This is a genomic window from Halobacillus sp. GSS1 (assembly GCF_017307035.1).
GTDB lineage: Bacteria > Bacillota > Bacilli > Bacillales > Halobacillaceae > Halobacillus > Halobacillus litoralis.
In genome coordinates this window covers 48,245-65,042 of sequence record NZ_JAFLHE010000008.1, presented here as the reverse complement: position 1 = coordinate 65,042, position 16,798 = coordinate 48,245, and the positions used below count along the sequence as shown (strand labels likewise).

The 16,798-nt window shown below is 42.9% G+C and carries 17 protein-coding genes and 1 riboswitch; of the genes, 4 read left to right on the top strand and 13 right to left on the bottom strand.

The window, feature by feature from the left end; translation table 11 throughout:
- The first annotated feature begins 72 nt into the window (after positions 1-72).
- The gene (locus J0K78_RS14520; protein WP_206947690.1) at positions 73-339 is read left to right on the top strand and encodes a DUF3055 domain-containing protein; all 267 of its coding nucleotides are present in this window, start codon (positions 73-75) and stop codon (positions 337-339) included.
- A gap of 57 nt (positions 340-396) precedes the next feature.
- Positions 397-684 carry a cytosolic protein gene (locus J0K78_RS14515; protein ID WP_160911692.1) on the top strand — a complete coding sequence of 96 codons (288 nt, stop codon included), beginning with the start codon at positions 397-399 and terminating at the stop codon, positions 682-684.
- A 41-nt stretch (positions 685-725) separates the two neighbouring features.
- On the opposite strand, the gene J0K78_RS14510 is transcribed toward J0K78_RS14515, so the two are convergent.
- Positions 726-1,001 carry a YutD family protein gene (locus J0K78_RS14510; RefSeq protein ID WP_160911690.1) on the bottom strand — a complete coding sequence of 92 codons (276 nt, stop codon included), beginning with the start codon at positions 999-1,001 and terminating at the stop codon, positions 726-728.
- 135 nt (positions 1,002-1,136) lie between these two features.
- Here J0K78_RS14510 and J0K78_RS14505 point away from each other — a divergent pair, with 135 nt between their 5' ends.
- Both J0K78_RS14505 and J0K78_RS14500 read left to right on the top strand, forming a co-directional pair.
- Positions 1,137-1,766, top strand: coding sequence for a YhcN/YlaJ family sporulation lipoprotein (locus J0K78_RS14505; RefSeq protein ID WP_242517898.1), 630 nt, complete (start codon positions 1,137-1,139; stop codon positions 1,764-1,766).
- 78 nt (positions 1,767-1,844) lie between these two features.
- A complete protein-coding gene (locus J0K78_RS14500) occupies positions 1,845-2,783 on the top strand; it encodes a M23 family metallopeptidase (RefSeq protein WP_206947689.1) in 939 nt (312 codons plus the stop codon).
- 34 nt (positions 2,784-2,817) lie between these two features.
- On the opposite strand, the gene J0K78_RS14495 is transcribed toward J0K78_RS14500, so the two are convergent.
- The 12 genes from J0K78_RS14495 to sufC form a co-directional block, all read right to left on the bottom strand.
- Complete coding sequence (locus J0K78_RS14495) at positions 2,818-2,916, bottom strand: methionine/alanine import family NSS transporter small subunit (RefSeq protein WP_206947688.1); 99 nt, start codon at positions 2,914-2,916, stop codon at positions 2,818-2,820.
- A gap of 1 nt (position 2,917) precedes the next feature.
- The gene (locus J0K78_RS14490; protein ID WP_206947687.1) at positions 2,918-4,444 is read right to left on the bottom strand and encodes a sodium-dependent transporter; all 1,527 of its coding nucleotides are present in this window, start codon (positions 4,442-4,444) and stop codon (positions 2,918-2,920) included.
- 324 nt (positions 4,445-4,768) lie between these two features.
- Complete coding sequence (locus J0K78_RS14485; RefSeq protein WP_206947686.1) at positions 4,769-6,325, bottom strand: Na+/H+ antiporter NhaC family protein; 1,557 nt, start codon at positions 6,323-6,325, stop codon at positions 4,769-4,771.
- Positions 6,326-6,460: 135 nt separating this feature from the next.
- Positions 6,461-6,644: riboswitch (Lysine riboswitch) on the bottom strand.
- 54 nt (positions 6,645-6,698) lie between these two features.
- A complete protein-coding gene (gene yunB, locus J0K78_RS14480) occupies positions 6,699-7,469 on the bottom strand; it encodes a sporulation protein YunB (protein ID WP_146816690.1) in 771 nt (256 codons plus the stop codon).
- Positions 7,470-7,519: 50 nt separating this feature from the next.
- A complete protein-coding gene (locus J0K78_RS14475; RefSeq protein WP_206947685.1) occupies positions 7,520-8,605 on the bottom strand; it encodes an HD-GYP domain-containing protein in 1,086 nt (361 codons plus the stop codon).
- A 58-nt stretch (positions 8,606-8,663) separates the two neighbouring features.
- Positions 8,664-10,049: a bifunctional metallophosphatase/5'-nucleotidase gene (locus J0K78_RS14470; protein WP_206947684.1), complete on the bottom strand. Its 1,386-nt coding sequence runs from the start codon at positions 10,047-10,049 to the stop codon at positions 8,664-8,666.
- An 11-nt stretch (positions 10,050-10,060) separates the two neighbouring features.
- The gene (locus tag J0K78_RS14465; protein ID WP_160911677.1) at positions 10,061-10,873 is read right to left on the bottom strand and encodes a sulfite exporter TauE/SafE family protein; all 813 of its coding nucleotides are present in this window, start codon (positions 10,871-10,873) and stop codon (positions 10,061-10,063) included.
- A 725-nt stretch (positions 10,874-11,598) separates the two neighbouring features.
- Positions 11,599-12,996 (bottom strand): Fe-S cluster assembly protein SufB, encoded by a 1,398-nt coding sequence (sufB, locus tag J0K78_RS14460; RefSeq protein ID WP_146816698.1) that lies wholly within the window; start codon positions 12,994-12,996, stop codon positions 11,599-11,601.
- A gap of 30 nt (positions 12,997-13,026) precedes the next feature.
- Positions 13,027-13,470 (bottom strand): Fe-S cluster assembly sulfur transfer protein SufU, encoded by a 444-nt coding sequence (gene sufU, locus J0K78_RS14455; RefSeq protein WP_206947683.1) that lies wholly within the window; start codon positions 13,468-13,470, stop codon positions 13,027-13,029.
- Positions 13,460-14,680 carry a cysteine desulfurase gene (locus J0K78_RS14450; protein ID WP_206947682.1) on the bottom strand — a complete coding sequence of 407 codons (1,221 nt, stop codon included), beginning with the start codon at positions 14,678-14,680 and terminating at the stop codon, positions 13,460-13,462. The genes sufU and J0K78_RS14450 overlap by 11 nt, the downstream gene beginning before the upstream one ends.
- Positions 14,680-15,987, bottom strand: coding sequence for a Fe-S cluster assembly protein SufD (gene sufD, locus J0K78_RS14445; protein WP_206947681.1), 1,308 nt, complete (start codon positions 15,985-15,987; stop codon positions 14,680-14,682). Before sufD ends, J0K78_RS14450 begins: the two co-directional genes overlap by 1 nt.
- A gap of 19 nt (positions 15,988-16,006) precedes the next feature.
- Positions 16,007-16,786 (bottom strand): Fe-S cluster assembly ATPase SufC, encoded by a 780-nt coding sequence (gene sufC, locus J0K78_RS14440; RefSeq protein WP_089654165.1) that lies wholly within the window; start codon positions 16,784-16,786, stop codon positions 16,007-16,009.
- Positions 16,787-16,798: the final 12 nt, after the last annotated feature.

Below are 16,798 nucleotides of genomic sequence, written 5' to 3'. Positions count from 1 at the left end.
AAATCGGGCATACTAATGCTAAAGTTTTTCGCAGCGGAATAGAAAATACAACGAATGGGAGATGATCACACCATGCCACAACGTCCGCTTCTTGAAGATGTCACACAAAATACAAGCACTCGATTTGTTTCATTTACAGCAGGCAGTCACCGCTTTGAACTTGCACTCATGAAGGCTGATTATTTTCAAAACCAAACGATGGTCATCAATTTACCAAAAAATCGACAAGCTTTGCTTGATCATGAAAACATCAACGAAATAGGGCATCTGGAACATATGTTTCAACTCAGTGCAATGGAAGCAGAAGAATTAAGGAATTACCTTCCTGAGCTTCTCTGAGAAAGGGCATAAAAAAACCTCCTTCGACAAAAAATAATCAGGAAGGAGGTTTTTTATATGGGTAAAGAAAAACGTAAGTATTCGGATTTTGCCAATGTCGAAGCCCAGCGTAATTACTTGACTCCCGAACAACTTCCTGAAGGGCCTTACGGAGCACCTAGAAACAAATATGAGCCTGTTACGAATGATAAAAGTGCACCTTGGACAGAAGAGCAGCGTTATTACAGCGCTTTCAACTATGAAAACAAGGGGTTACACCAGGATCTCCCTCGTCAAGAGGACGGTGCTCATCCTACGCATGATGAACCAGGCGAAAATGTAAAGCCCTCTGAAGAAACTCATTAAAAACGTGAAAAAACGGCGTGCGATCATTTGCGCGCCGTTTCTTATTGACGAATTCTTTTCAGTACAAAGTAAGAACATCCGAAATTGCAGTATTCATACAAATAATCTTCCAGCGTACTGATTTTGGTATCAAACGTGGCTTTAGAATTTTGGTCATCATAAAATCCTTTTAAACGTAATTGACCATAACCCCAATCTCCAACGATAAAATCATATTTATTCAAGATATCACTAAATCGGCTTTCCACCTCTTCTTGTTGAAAGCCTTCCTGATAGTCCTCCAGGATATCATATGTTTTCCCAGCCAGCTCAATCATTTGTATCACCTCTATCCATATTCAGTGTATCACATTTTTTCACATCTTAGGAAATACAACAAATGCAAAAAGTATGTTTACTGTAAAACTGCTCAATCTAATAATATTAAACAGTACCACTAAGGAGGAACTATATTGAAACAAATCTGGAGAGTATTCACCCTTCTAGCACTGGTTACCCTCATGGTTGCCGGATGTCAGGAAACAAAGGAAGAGCAAGCGAAAAATATGATGGATGATGACACATTGAATGGCAATGCCATGGATGGATATAACGAAAGTCCGAAAGATGGGCAAGTCGGTTATGTACGCTTTAACAAGGATCAATTAAATCAGGATACGGAAGAGCATCGTGAAATCAAAGTCAACCGTGAAGAAATGGCCGATATGATTTCCCGAATGATCCTACGGTATGATCAATTCGATGATGTAGCTACAGTAGTTACGGATAATGAGGTACTCGTTGCCTACAAAAAAACAGATGACATAGATCGAGAGTTAGCTGCGGATATGGTCCAGAAGACAGCGTATTCTTTAGTCCCAAGCTTCTATCATGTGTATGTATCTGACAACCCCGCTTCCTTTGGAGATATCCAGAGTTTAAGTAATTCCACGGTGTATGATCAAGGGTATAACGATACCATCGACAGTATTATTAAAAAAATGAAGAAGTCACCACAAGGAAAAGTCGATGAATCCAACCCTAGTCAACCGGATGTTGGGCCCAATATGAATACAGAAGAAGAAACTGGAATGGAAAACTGACCTTACCCCTATTTTTCCATTCATAACAAAAGCATGCCTGCCTCATGCTAAAGATATCAAAACATTGAAGGTGAGTTTATGAAATACATCGGTTCAATGATCGTATGTCTTAGTATGTGCGTACTTTTCTCTGCCGGTTCCATACATGCAGATGAAGAGAGCGATGCGCGAATGGCATTATATAAGAAAACCTCAGCCATAACCGATATTCCCTGGGAGTATCTGGCTGCTATCGACCAATATGAGAGACAAGTTCACGACGACCCTAAAGACGGCCGTGTCACTGCAATTGAAGCGGATCCGATGTTTTGGACCGGTTCTGCTGGAGAAATGCCCTCAACATTTTTCCCTGAGGGCTGGGGGTTAGATGGAAATGGCGATCAAAAGGTTCAGTTGGAAAATGATGAAGATGTTTTATATTCAATAGGCACATACATGAAGTCCTATGGCACGACAAAGGATGACATTAAAATCGCCTTATGGAATTATTACAAGAGAGACCTTACCGTACAAACCATTATGAACACAGCAAGAGTATTCAAGAAATTCCAAACCGTTAACCTTACGAACCGCGACTTTCCACTCCCCCTTCAGGCGAATTACAGTTATAGAAGTACATGGGGAGATGCCCGGGGTTTTGGCGGAAGACGGATCCATGAAGGCACGGATATTTTCGCTAACTATGGCGTTCCTGTTAAATCTACAACATACGGAGTTGTAGAGATGAAAGGCTGGAACAAGTTCGGTGGCTGGCGGATTGGAATTCGGGATATTTATAACATTTACCACTATTACGCCCATTTACACAGTTTTTCAGAAAATATTAAAGTGGGTGACATCGTACAACCTGGTGATGTGATTGGTTCGGTAGGGGCTTCTGGATATGGACCTCCAGGTACATCCGGCAAGTTTCCTCCCCACCTTCATTACGGCATGTATCAAGATAATGGAAAAAATGAATGGTCCTTTGACCCTTACCCATTCCTTAGGAAGTGGGAAAGGATGACAAAAAATTAAAAGCGCCGCACTTCATTGTGCGACGCTTTTCCTATTATTTTGATTTTTTGACGGCATTCGTAATACTGGCAGCCAGGCCACCCCATATAACGACTATCCCGATAACCATCATTGTTACTGCACCAGCTGACATATTAGCTTACCTCCTTCTTAACTTCTTCAACGGCCTTGGAATCCCAGCGTTTCAATGTCATCAAGAAGCCGGCTACAATGGCAAATGCCGCAACAAACCAGCCCCCGAATAAAATGAAACCATCTGTGTACCCTTCATAGTTTCCTGTTGCTGTATCAAATTGTTTAAGAAGGTTCGTCTTGAATAGATCGAACATCATAAAACCAAGGACGATCGGCGTAATCACACCAAGACAAATCTTCCACCATCCTCCAAGATGGATATCAGAAATACCGTTAGCATGAGCCTGGAAGTCATTAAGGTTGCGTAAGAACCATGCTATGACAAGAACTTCTACAAGTCCGACAAATGCTACACCGAACTGGTTAATGAAGTAATCAGCGGCATCTAGCAGATAAAGTCCACCCTGCGTTGCGAAAAGCAGGGAAATGACGGCAGCAAGCCCGCCACCCAGACTTACAGCAGCTTTCCTTGAAATACCAAATTTCTCACTCAAGGCAGCAACATAAGTTTCTGAAATGGAGATTAACGAAGATAGTCCAGCTAATACTAATGATGCAAAGAATAAGAAACCAAATAATCCATTCAATGCTGGAAACTCATTTATGATTTGTGGGAAGACAACAAACGCAAGTCCCACACCACCGCTAACTACTTCATTCACTGGTACACCGCTTTGAGAAGCCATGAATCCTAAAGCCCCAAAAACACCGATACCAGCAAGTAGTTCGAAACTTGAGTTACCAAAGCCAGCAATAAAAGCATTGTTCGTTAAGTCCGACTTCTTCGGTAGGTAACTGGAGTACGTAATCATAATGGCAAAGGCAATGGATAAACTGAAGAAAATTTGGCCATAAGCGGCTACCCAGACAGAACTATCGGTAATAGCACTAAAGTCTGGAGCAAAGAACGTTTGCAGACCTTCAGCCGCACCCGGAAGAGTAATCGCCCGGATAACAATAATCATGAAAAGGACAATCAATGTCGGGATAAAGATTTTATTGGCTGCTTCAATCCCTTTCTTGACTCCTTTGAAAAGGACACCTAGTGTAATCAACCAAACGATGAGAAGCGGAATAAGGACACCAGGTACAAGGCTTCCTGTCTGACCAGGATCTACGGATAATTGCAAATAATCACTAAACAAAAAGCCTTCTGTGTCATCGCCCCATGAAAGATTGAATGCGAAGATACTGTATGAAATTGCCCAGGCAATAATGACAGCATAATATGTCGAAATAACAAATGATACAAGTACAGCCCACCAGCCCAGCCATTCTGTCTTACGATTCATTCTGAAGAATGAAAGCGGCGCTGAACCTCTGAATTTATGGCCGATGGTGAATTCCATAACAAGTAGCGGAATACCCGCTGTTAATAGAGCAAATAAATAAGGAATAAAAAATGCCCCACCACCATTTTCATAAGCTACTGCCGGGAAACGCCAGATGTTACCTAAACCGATGGCTGAACCGACGGCTGCCAGTATGAAACCAGCTCGTGTTCCCCATTGTGCACGATTTTCCATGCGAAAGACCTCCCTGAGTTAAACACCTTAAAAAGATGTTTTTCAATTTTTATTTTTCTGATTATTCTGCTTTAAATTATAACGAGCAACACACAGCTTGTCAAAATAATTTTTTAATTTTCAGAAATTGGAAGGTAAGTGAAAAGACTTAAGCAAAATGAACTACCATATTATGCCTTTGAATCATCTTCAAACAACGGGTGGGCGTGCCAGCCATATTCACTATGACTTTTTTGAAACTTTAATGAAGTGAGTCGGCTGGAAACACAAAAAGAGCAGGAACGGTGACCGTTCCTGCTCTCCAATTAAAACATCTTTTCTTTTTTACTCCGTTGGTTGACTATGATTAAACTTGTGAATGATGAACGCTGCAACTGTAACTATAATTAACGTGAGCAACAGAGGAAGCCAAACTCCACCGGACAGACCTAAAATGACATAACCGATGGAAGCAGCTCCTGCAGCGATAAGGGCATAAGGAAGCTGTGTGAGTACGTGATCGATGTGGTTCGATCCTGCCCCTGTTGAGGAAAGAATCGTCGTATCGGATATCGGTGAACAATGGTCACCAAACACAGATCCCGCAAGTACTGCTGACAGTGCCGGAAGAATCAGTGTAGGATCGGATACTGCTGCAATTTCTCCTGCTATTGGAAGCATAATTCCAAATGTTCCCCAAGATGTTCCTGTAGATAATGCCATGAAACCGGACAGTAAGAAAATAATCAAAGGCAGATAAGCAAGGCTTATGTCTGCTTGAGTGAACTGCTGTGCTAAATATTCTCCGGTTTGAAGCTGGCCGATGATATCACCGATCATCCAGGCGAAAACCAAGATGTAAATCGCTGGTAACATAGCTTTCATGCCTTGACCAAACACTAGAGGGGTTCCTGATTTAGGCTTTGGTTGACTGATATACAGCACAAGAGCAACAAGAACAGAAACAACTCCACCCGTGAACAAGGAGATGTTCACATTTGTGTTGGCAAAGATAGAGAGAAGGTCCACATTGCCTTCTGTGTTACGCACTCCTGTGATAATCATTGTTAACACGGTTCCGACAACGAGTGCTACAATCGGCCAGATTAGATGAGAGATCTTCCCATGGTTATGCTCTTTGAATTCGTCATTCAAATCACCAGGTACATCCCCTTTTTCAGGGTTGTTCAATTCTCCTGTTTCCAAGGCCCGCTTTTCGTGTACTTTCATTGGACCAAAATCCAATCTTAAGTAAATCGTCAGGAATACGAGTAATAGTGCTGCAAATACATATAAATTTGCAGGAATCATAAGCACGAATGCTTCAAAAGCCTGGTACTGCGTAATTTCATTAGCAGCCAGAATACTACCGATTGTTCCAATTATATAAGCTCCCCAACTGGAAATCGGTGATATGACAGTAATCGGAGCTGACGTAGAATCAATATAATAGGCCAATTTAGCCCGTGATACTTTATATCGATCCGTTACAGGGCGCGCCACTTGTCCTACGGCCAGTGCATTGAAATAATCATCAATAAAAATGATGATTCCAAGAATAGCAGGGACAAGTGTCGCTCCTTTTCTCGTACGAATACGTTCAACAGCCCAGCGGCCAAAAGCCCTGCTTCCTCCTGAGGCTGTCATGAAGGCGGTCGTAATTCCTAATAAGAATAGAAATGATAACAAATAAATATTTCCCATATTCAGTGCGCCTTCACTTACAAAGATGTTTGCGAAAATTGACCAGATTAACGACAATCCTCCGCCAATATCCATTTGTGTGATCAGGAATGCTCCTACGATGATGCCGATCCCTAAGGACAGGATGACTTTCCTTGTCAATAGAACAAGGATTAACATTAATACTGCTGGAATTAAAGAATAGATGGTTCCTTCCATAATAGTTCCCCTCCGTAAATCTTGATGTAACGGGATTGGAAGGCTACTGCGGATAAAAATGAGGAATAAAAAAAGACAATGATAGAAAATAACCTACCATTGCCCTTGTAAGTGGCAATTTGATTATCCTCCATTTCGATCAGTAGCGCCCCATGCACCCAAAAGCATGCATGACAGTGTATCTCTTGTTCAGATATACACCAGCGTCGTATAGCTTGACGAACTACAAGACACTTCGGCAAACATCCCCTTCCACCAATTATCGTTGCTTGTCTGGCTCCAATTGATTACTGATGGTGTTTGCACCTCTACCTCACCGATCTGATAAGGTCACGCATATTCAATTCTCAGTAATTCTAACAATTCCAAGCATTTATTGCAAGGGGTCCATTGGATAGGAAAATGATGGATCTCCTTCTCCCCCCATACCACCATAAAAATTAGGAACTTTCCCAAGAATGGTAGCTTGATCAATGGGAATGTTATTGGTTACCACCGTTGTTTCTGTAGAGAACGGAATAACAATCCGGACATTCACTTCAAAATGAATCGTCAATTCAAACAGTGCAGCGTTAATTCCGTACTCTGTCATCTTGATATCGACTTCAGATTGAACGTCTCCAATTACTCTAAGTTGAACAGGTACCTTCGGCCCGAGGTTTGCAAGTAAACTATTGTTTGTCGCTACCCCAATAGGGAGTTCGATGAGTGTCGCTGGCTGTTCCCCTAACTCTTCCTGTGTGCGGTCAGGGTCAATATTTGGCTCCAGAGAGGTGTCCTCCATGGGAAGCTCACCAAGCTCCATCCTCTTTAAAAAATTTTGAACACGTATCGTCGTGTCACGCAGTGCACGGTTAACAACTACAGAGTTCCAACCCATATAAACGATGTTACCTTGGTTATCCTTCTCCATATTGACAAGGTCATTAAATTGTAGATCTTCAGCAATCGTTTTACTGACTGCTTCATTAATGGCATCCCTAGCCAGCTGTTGAGCTTTTGTTTCAGCAATCTCTACGAGAGCCGGTGTCACACCTCGGTTAATGAACCATAGACTTAACGCTGTGAAAAGGGCGAAAAACAGCAGACTAAGCACAATCCTTTTTCCGATCGTGGAACCAGTAGTCGCACTCTTTTTTGGCATAGAACAACCCTCCTCATCTATCTATATGAAAGAAAAGAAGGGTTTAAGCATCAACTTACCGAGGTCAGATGACAATTCGCTATCATAACATTTAATTCTTTAGACAAGTCGATGTCCCGCCCCCTTGTTCCATCTCTTTTAATTTCCCTTATTACGGGGCGATCACATAAGTATGGGTTTTGTTTTACGACGATCGCTTCACGTCCATCATCCAATTGAACAGATACTCCGTTGGGATAGACCGCAATACAACGTCTGAACGCCTCTACCATGTGTTGATCAAATAAAGAACCAGAGCCGGAATACAAGATTTCCAAGCCCTCATGAGGGAGCATAGCCTCGCGATATACACGATTACTTGTTACAGCATCAAATACATCCGCAATGCCCAGAATCTTTCCGAACAGATGAATGTCGTCACTCCTGATCCCACGCGGATACCCTGACCCATCCAGCCTCTCATGATGTTGATAAGCACAATGAGCAGCTAGCAGAGGAATGTTGGGTGTTTGGCGCAGGATTTCAAACCCGTCATCTGTATGAGTTTGAATACGCCTGAATTCATCAACCGTCAATTTTCCTGGTTTAAAGAGAATCTCTCTTGGGACGTTCATTTTTCCCACGTCATGGAGAATCGCCCCAAGTCCAAGTGCCTCCATCTTAGGAGGAGTGAGATGCAACTCTTTTCCAAGAGCAAGCGCGTACATTGTTACATTCAACGAATGAGTGAAGATATAATCATCGTGGGTGAAAACATCCGACAACAAGGAAATGACTTCTCCATTATTGCGTAATTCTTTAATGAGAGAACGTACAACTTCTTGCAATTCGTTGCCTGTTTCCTCTAAAACATAACGGTGTTCAGATACGACAGAGTGATGGATATTGGAAAAAGATTGCTTAATGGAATGGATCGCCTTCATCCGTGTCTTTTCAGCGAGAGGCGAGTCAACAATAATATCTGATGTTCGTCCATCTTCAATATACACATATGTAATGTCAAAGCTTCTTAACCGCTCGATCATCCTAGGTGTAAAAGCGACACCTTGTTGGAGAAGTGCTCGACCATTTTCATTGTAAATTGTTTTAGCTAAAACAGCACCTGGTACTAGTGAATTTGTAGCAACGACTCTCATAATAAGCTCCTAACGATCCATTATGTAAGAGAGCTACCTATAAAGGTAGCTCCAAGTGTTATAATTTAAGTGCTTCAGATAAAAGATCACGCAATAGTTCAGGCATAAAATATTTTTTTGACTTAGCATAGGCGATTTCAGGAAAGAACCGGCCAAATGTAAATGTGTCAGCTGTAGCAAATTGATAGGTCCGCTCATAATCAATTGGTTCCCCTTCAAAGGTGACACGCTTTACATGTTCACCTCCATCATCATCTATCCCTATTTCTATGTCAATTCCCGCAAAAACCATCTTTCCAATTACTTCGCCCCTGAACCCAAAGCCTTTCAGCCTTATTTCTGTCAGTTCTTTCGTATGAGCCGCTCGAATCACTTCCAGAAGCTCATCCCCTTTCAATTCCACAAGACAGGGATTCATCGGGTGGGGACAAATGCGATGAATATCTTCATAAGTAATTTCTCCAGCGGATAAATGATCTAAAAGCACCCCCGCATTTAACATCGCTATATCCGCCGATGTCCATAATCGTAATTGCTCAGTCAAGCGGTTCATCAGAGGGGTGTCCTGAAACCATGCAATGTGTAGCGGTTCACGGAGATAAACCACGGGAGTTCCTAGTTCATGAACGGCCTTAGAACGAATCTCCTTCACTTTTTTTGTTACTCCATCATCTTTTTTCAACTGCTCCGTTGGTATAGCATAAGCCTCCTTCTTTTCCAGATGACGAGTGTCGATGTTCCATTCCACAGAGACTTCACCGAGATGCGTCCCGTGTTTACCTGCTGCAGTCAACAAAGCGCCCTCAATATACTCCCCGTTCTTGAAAAGGTGGTGAGTGTGCCCCCCGATGATAATATCAATGTCCGAATAACGCCTCGCAATTTCTTCGTCTTCATTTATCCCAAGGTGTGATAATAAGATTATGATATCCGTTTGGTTTCTCAACTCTTCAATAATCCCATCCAAAATTTCAAAAGGAGAAAGCACATCCCATCCCAGCTGTCGGTAAAACGCTTGAAACGGGGCGGTCAAACCTAATACTCCGATTTTCGTCCCATATTTGGACTCCAGAATGTGATAGGGTTTTAACCAGGCAGGTGAAGAGGAGCTCTTACAATCCAAATTGGCACAAACGACACGAAAATTCGCATGATCGTATAAGGAATGAAGATCTTCACTTGCTAAAGTGATGCCCTCATTATTTCCGATCGTTGCCACATCATATCCAGCGTCATTCAATAGTTCAACATTGCCTTTTCCCATCAAACCTTCTGCAATAGGATGGAAACGATCAACATGGTCGCCATTATCAAAAAGCCAGCATTCTTCGCCCTTTTCCTCATGTTTCCTCTTCTGTTCATTAAAGTACCCGACGATTTGTGGCCAATTTTCAAAGTGACTGTGCAGATCGCTTGTATAGTAAAAGTATAATTTTTCCTTCATCATCAGTCTCCTCACCCTAAACCTTGCCAAATTAAACGAATGCCAATCAATACGAGCAGCACTCTCAGGAATCTTTCCACCACTTGTCCATCAAGTCGTCGATTCACCCATGCCCCAAGCGTTCCACCTAAATAAGCTCCTGGAATAAACCAAAGCGTATGACTCCATTCCACATGACCTAAAAGCACATGTGTCGCAGAACTTGTTATACTTGCAAAAAAAATCATGAACATAGAAGTTGCTGTCGCTATGTGAGGGGGAATGTTTAATAATAAAATCATGGCTGGGACCATTAAGGATCCTCCACCTATGCCTAATAAACCAGATAACATTCCTACGCAAAACGATAAGAAAAACCCAACCCAAAAAGGCATCCGGTACTTATAAACTTTCCCATCCACTGTTTTTTCTCTAGACATCCCTGTTTTAAACAAGGAATGACCTGATGGTCTTCTTGGAATGAAAAACAGTAAAGAAACTGCAATCATCACAATTCCGAAGAAAAGCGAAAAACCATCCGTTTCAAAAAATTGATTCAACCAGGATCCTAAAATACCTCCCGGAATACTGCCACTCAAAAAAACTAGTCCAATTTTTTTGTCCACTCGTTGGTGTTTCATGTAAGAAATGGCTGAAGACATTCCTGTAAAAATCATCACAACTAAAGAAATTCCCACAATTGTCTGCGGGGTCACCCAATTGAAGGAAGCAAAATGATCACCTAAAAATAGGAGAACTGGAACTAATATAACGCCTCCACCAAGACCTGCGACACTGCCGACCAGGGCTGTAATTAAACCGATGACAAACATAATCAAAAACATATCGAATCTTCCTTAACTCTTAATAGATAATATTATAGTATCATGTTTTGTATTCATAAAACATCTTGCCTACAGTGGAGTACCAAACATCCCCTTTAATTGAGGACTCAGTTTCGAGACGTTTCTGGGTTCGTTGCCTGGGTTGAGCGTCAGGGGTGGCTGGGAAGTAACTCGCTTTCCTGTGGGGGAGCGCCGAGCTTCCTCGGACTGCGTCCTGCAGGATCTCGCCTATCTCCTTCTCCCACGGGAGTCTCGCAGCTTCCCAACCACCCCATTTCATATGAGGGAGAAACGAACCCCCTATACCGAGATGGAGTGTCCCCCACTCTCTCCCATCTAGAGTGGGGATAAGCTTCTGTATCAAGGTTTCACTTTCTGAATGCCCACTGGGCAGAATTAATATTATCCTTTCCCAAAACCATACAAGCTGAGTTTTAAGTAGTGGTTTCGAGAACCTTCCTTGGTTAAGGGGCGGAGGGGAATGGCGAGACTCCTGCGGGAAAAGAGTGCTAGGTGAGACCCCGCAAGGCGTCAGCCTGAGGAGGCTCATCGCGCTCCCGCGGAAAGCGAGTTATTCCCCGTAGCCCCATCCACTCAACAAACGTCTCGAAACTGAGTCTTCATGAAACCTGCCATATACTTTTATAACTATTAATCACCATCAGTTTACCAGATGACGATGAAAAAGCCGTGCAGATGATATCTGCACGGCTTTATATCTTTTATTAACCGATGGAACCTTCCATTTCAAATTTGATTAGACGGTTCATTTCTACGGCATACTCCATTGGGAGCTCTTTAGTGAACGGCTCAATGAAGCCCATGACGATCATTTCTGTAGCTTCTTCTTCAGAAAGACCACGACTCATCAAGTAGAACAACTGCTCTTCTGACACTTTAGAAACTTTCGCTTCGTGCTCTAGAGAGATGTTCTCGTTCATGATTTCGTTATAAGGAATCGTATCGGATGTGGACTCGTTATCCATGATGAGCGTATCGCACTCAACGTTGGAACGAGCACCTTCAGCTTTACGTCCGAATTGAACAATTCCGCGATACGTTACTTTACCACCATGTTTAGAGATGGATTTAGAAACGATCGTAGAAGATGTGTTCGGTGCCAGGTGGTGCATTTTAGCACCGGCATCCTGGTGCTGTCCTTTACCAGCGAGAGCGATGGACAGTGTCATACCACGCGCTCCTTCACCTTTAAGAAGCACAGCAGGATACTTCATCGTCAATTTGGACCCAAGGTTTCCGTCGACCCATTCCATCGTTGCGTTTGACTCTGCAACCGCACGCTTCGTTACAAGGTTATACACGTTGTTCGCCCAGTTTTGGATCGTTGTATAACGGCAATAAGCGTTATCTTTAACGAAGATTTCTACAACGGCACTGTGCAGAGAGCTGGAAGAATAGGTTGGTGCTGTACAGCCTTCTACGTAGTGAACAGAAGATCCTTCGTCAGCAATGATCAACGTACGCTCAAATTGACCCATATTCTCAGAGTTAATACGGAAGTATGCTTGCAAAGGCGTTTCTACTTTCGTATCTTTCGGTACGTAGATGAAGGAACCACCGGACCAAACCGCAGAGTTCAACGCTGCGAATTTGTTATCAGACGGTGGAATAACTTTACCGAAATACTCTTTGAAAAGATCTTCATTCTCTTTAAGCGCAGAGTCTGTGTCCTTGAAAATAACACCCAAATCTTCAAGGTCTTTTTCCATATTGTGATAAACGACCTCGGACTCATACTGAGCGGATACACCTGCAAGGTACTTCTGCTCGGCTTCCGGAATTCCAAGACGGTCGAATGTGTTTTTAATTTCTTCAGGGACTTCATCCCATGAACGCTCTGAACGTTCAGATGGCTTCACATAATAAGTGATATCATCGAAATTAAGCTCAGATAGATCGCCGCCCCACTGAGGCATCGGCATTTTATAGAATTGTTCCAAAGATTTCAAACGGAAATCCAGCATCCATTTCGGTTCTTCTTTATAGTTGGAGATTTGTTCAACGACTTCTTTCGTCAAACCTTTTTGCGTACGGAAAATCGAAACATCTTTTTCGTGGAAACCGTATTGATACTCTCCCACTTCTGGCGCTTTTTTAGCCATGTTATATACCTCCTTTTGGTATAGAAAAGCTTAGTCTTCCTTCTCTGCATCTACACCCTTTTCCATTGCTTTCCAAGCGAGCGTCGCACATTTAATACGAGCAGGGAACTTGGAAACTCCCTGCAGGGCTTCAATATCTCCAAGGTCTATATCTTCCTCGTCAATATCTTTTCCCTGCATCAGGTCAGAAAAGAGCTCAGACATCTTCAATGCTTCGTCAACTGGCTTTCCTTTGATTGCCTGTGTCATCATGGAGGCCGAAGATAGACTGATGGAACAGCCTTCACCATCGAACTTTGCATCCTTCACAATGCCATCGTCGACCAGCAATTGCAGCTGAATGCGGTCCCCGCATGTAGGATTGTTCATATCTACAGTCATAGGGTTTCCTTCGATGGAACCACGGTTGCGCGGATTTTTATAATGGTCCATGATGACTTGACGATAAAGTGTATCCAGGTTATTAAAAGACATCGCCAAAATACTCCTTTGTTGTTTTTAATCCTGCAACAAGTTTATCAATTTCTTCTTCAGTATTATACAAGTAAAAGCTGGCTCTTGCCGTCGCTGAAACTTCCAGCCAACGCATCAATGGCTGAGCACAATGGTGACCTGCACGCACAGCGATTCCCTCAGCGTCTAAAACCGTTGCAAGATCATGAGGATGGACATCCGAGAGGTTGAAAGTAACAAGCCCCGCCCGGTGCTCTGGACCATAAATGGTCATGCCATCGACTTTATTCATTTCCTTTATTGCGTAGGAAGCAAGTTTTTCTTCATGCTCTTTGATTTCATCCAAACCGATATCTGTGAGGAAATCAATGGCTGCACCTAAGCCGACCGCTCCACCGATGATGGGGGTACCGCCTTCAAACTTCCAGGGCAGTTCTTTCCACGTCGAATCATAAAGGTTAACGAAATCAATCATTTCCCCACCAAACTCGACAGGCTCCATTTTTTCAAGAAGCGCCTTTTTACCGTACAGGACTCCGATTCCAGTCGGGCCACACATCTTATGCCCTGAAAACGCATAAAAATCAGCATCCAAATTCTGAACATCAATCTTCATGTGAGGAGCACTTTGAGCACCATCAACAAGCATAACAGCTCCTTGTTTATGAGCTATTTGTGCTATTTCTTTCACCGGATTGATCGTTCCAAGAACATTAGAAACATGCATGACGGCAACAATCTTGGTTTTCGATGTGACTGTCTTTTGCACATCTTCCAAAAGAATCGTGCCATCAGACTGCAATGGAATATACTTCAGAGTAGCTCCTGTTTCCTTAACAATCTGCTGCCATGGAATAATGTTACTGTGGTGTTCCATTGGAGTGATGACAACTTCATCACCTTCACTCAAATTAGCCCGGCCGTAGCTTGCTGCAACGGTATTAATCGCCGTTGTTGTCCCACGCGTAAAGATGACTTCCTGGGTACTAGACGCATTAATAAAGCGTCTTACTTTCTCCCGTGCGCCTTCATACTCGTCTGTAGCTTTCGTACCAAGCGTGTGTACACCTCTGTGGACATTTGAGTTGTATCCTCGATAGTATTCATCAAGCTTTTCAATCACCTTAATCGGCTTTTGAGATGTCGCTGATGAATCCAAATACACGAGCGGATGTCCATTTACTTCCTGGTGCAGAATAGGAAATTCGTCGCGTACCGCTTTTACATCCATTAATATACTTTCCTTTCAATCACTTGCTGCAACTGTCGTTTTACAGCTTCAACAGGCAATTGATTTACTACAGGAGCTAGGAATCCATGGATGATTAAACGCTCAGCTTCAAACTTGGAAATTCCACGGCTCATCAGGTAATACAATTGGATCGGATCTACACGTCCAACGGAAGCAGCGTGTCCCGCTGTTACGTCATCTTCATCAATGAGAAGGATCGGGTTCGCGTCACCGCGTGCGTCACTGCTCAGCATAAGAACACGTGATTCTTGTTCGGCATTAGACTTGCTTGCGCCATGTTCAATTTTACCGATTCCGTTGAAAATAGCAGATGCTTTATCCTTCATCACCCCGTGTTGAAGAATGTAACCGTCGGAGCCTTTTCCGAAGTGAGTGATGTTAGCTGTAAAGTTCTGCTTTTGTTTTCCACGTCCAATAGCAACTGTTTTCGCATTGGAGTGTGAATTATCACCAATCAAGTGTGTGATGTTTTCAGAAACAGTATCGCCTTCGTTCATTTGTCCAAGAGCCCACTCAATGACGGAATCACGGTATGCAACTCCACGGCGATTGGCATAAACGGTTGTGCCTGCTTCAAAGTTGTCCACTGCACCGAAAGATACTTTCGCTCCATCTTTAGCGATGACTTCTGTCACGATGTTCGCGGAAGTTTTCTCTTCTTTATTGTGAGAAATATAGTTCTCTACATATGTCACAGAACTATTCTCTTCAGCTACTACTAAGATGTGGTTAATCAAGGAAGCTTTTGGATCTTCCTGCCAGAAAATCGCCTGAATCGGATCCTCTATCTGAACGTTTTTTGGAACGTAAAGGAAAATTCCTCCGTTCATGAGAGCAGCATGAAGAGCAGTCAAACGATGCTCATCCATGTGAACCGCATCGTTCATGTAATACTTCTCTACCAATTCACTGTGCTCTCTTAGAGCCGTCCCGATGTCTGTGAAAATGACACCTTGATCTTTCAGTTTCTGATCAATCGTCCCGTATGCCACTGTATGGTTACGCTGAATGACCAGGTTTTGCTGTTTTTTTTCTTCATCTAAGAAATCTTTGATTTCACCTGGAAGTTCATCAAGAGAATCAATACGATCACCTGTTACGTGGTGGTCGAACTCTGTGAAGTTCCATTTGGAGATATTCGTTTTATCTGGTTTCGGAAGCGGTAAAGATTCCGATTTCTCCAGGGCGCTAAGACGAAGGTTCTTCATCCATTCAGGCTCGTTCTGCCCTTGGGAGAATTGTGAGATGTACTCTTTGTCATATGGTAGTGAGACTTCTACTGTCATGATTACCCTCCTATCTTAATTACGCGTTAACGGTTTCGTCTTCGATGCCAAGTTCCTGTTTAATCCAGTCATAACCTTCCGCTTCAAGACGCTGGGAAAGTTCTGGCCCACCGGATTTGACAACACGTCCTTGCATCATAACGTGTACTTTATCAGGAGTGATGTAGTTCAATAGACGCTGGTAGTGAGTGATGATCAAGCAGCCGAAAGCGTCGTTGCGCATTTCATTGATTCCTTTTGCAACAACTTTCAGTGCATCGATATCAAGACCTGAATCGATTTCATCCAGGATGGCAATCGCTGGTTGAATCATCATCAATTGTAGGATTTCATTACGTTTTTTCTCACCGCCGGAGAAACCTTCGTTAAGGTAACGCTGAGCCATGTTTTTATCCATATCAAGTGTGTCCATCTTCGCGTCCATCTCTTTGATAAATTTCATAAGAGAGATTTCGTCGCCTTCTTCACGGTGAGCGTTAATAGAAGAACGAAGGAAATCAGAATTTGTCACACCACTGATTTCACTAGGATATTGCATTGCAAGGAATAGACCTGCTTGAGCTCGCTCGTCCACTTCCATTTCAAGAACGTTTTCGCCGTCAAGCAATACTTCACCTTTTGTTACTTCATATTTAGGGTGACCCATGATTGCGGAAGCCAGCGTGGATTTACCGGTTCCGTTCGGTCCCATAACAGCGTGGAATTCCCCACCGTTGATTGTTAAATTAACACCTTTAAGGATTTCCTGACCTTCAATTTCTACGTGAAGATCTTTGATTTCTAAAGTTGATCCTGCCATAAATGAATACCT

Excerpts from the sequence above, each read along its gene's own strand:
- J0K78_RS14450 (WP_206947682.1), bottom strand. The coding sequence starts at position 14,680 with ATGGATGTAAAAGCGGTACGCGACGAATTTCCTATTCTGCACCAGGAA.
- J0K78_RS14515 (WP_160911692.1), top strand. The coding sequence starts at position 397 with ATGGGTAAAGAAAAACGTAAGTATTCGGATTTTGCCAATGTCGAAGCC.
- J0K78_RS14510 (WP_160911690.1), bottom strand. The coding sequence starts at position 1,001 with ATGATTGAGCTGGCTGGGAAAACATATGATATCCTGGAGGACTATCAG.
- J0K78_RS14490 (WP_206947687.1), bottom strand. The coding sequence starts at position 4,444 with ATGGAAAATCGTGCACAATGGGGAACACGAGCTGGTTTCATACTGGCA.
- yunB (WP_146816690.1), bottom strand. The coding sequence starts at position 7,469 with ATGCCAAAAAAGAGTGCGACTACTGGTTCCACGATCGGAAAAAGGATT.
- J0K78_RS14485 (WP_206947686.1), bottom strand. The coding sequence starts at position 6,325 with ATGGAAGGAACCATCTATTCTTTAATTCCAGCAGTATTAATGTTAATC.
- J0K78_RS14520 (WP_206947690.1), top strand. The coding sequence starts at position 73 with ATGCCACAACGTCCGCTTCTTGAAGATGTCACACAAAATACAAGCACT.
- J0K78_RS14470 (WP_206947684.1), bottom strand. The coding sequence starts at position 10,049 with ATGAAGGAAAAATTATACTTTTACTATACAAGCGATCTGCACAGTCAC.
- sufC (WP_089654165.1), bottom strand. The coding sequence starts at position 16,786 with ATGGCAGGATCAACTTTAGAAATCAAAGATCTTCACGTAGAAATTGAA.
- sufU (WP_206947683.1), bottom strand. The coding sequence starts at position 13,470 with ATGTCTTTTAATAACCTGGATACACTTTATCGTCAAGTCATCATGGAC.
- J0K78_RS14500 (WP_206947689.1), top strand. The coding sequence starts at position 1,845 with ATGAAATACATCGGTTCAATGATCGTATGTCTTAGTATGTGCGTACTT.
- J0K78_RS14465 (WP_160911677.1), bottom strand. The coding sequence starts at position 10,873 with ATGTTTTTGATTATGTTTGTCATCGGTTTAATTACAGCCCTGGTCGGC.
- sufD (WP_206947681.1), bottom strand. The coding sequence starts at position 15,987 with ATGACAGTAGAAGTCTCACTACCATATGACAAAGAGTACATCTCACAA.
- sufB (WP_146816698.1), bottom strand. The coding sequence starts at position 12,996 with ATGGCTAAAAAAGCGCCAGAAGTGGGAGAGTATCAATACGGTTTCCAC.
- J0K78_RS14475 (WP_206947685.1), bottom strand. The coding sequence starts at position 8,605 with ATGAGAGTCGTTGCTACAAATTCACTAGTACCAGGTGCTGTTTTAGCT.
- J0K78_RS14495 (WP_206947688.1), bottom strand. The coding sequence starts at position 2,916 with ATGTCAGCTGGTGCAGTAACAATGATGGTTATCGGGATAGTCGTTATA.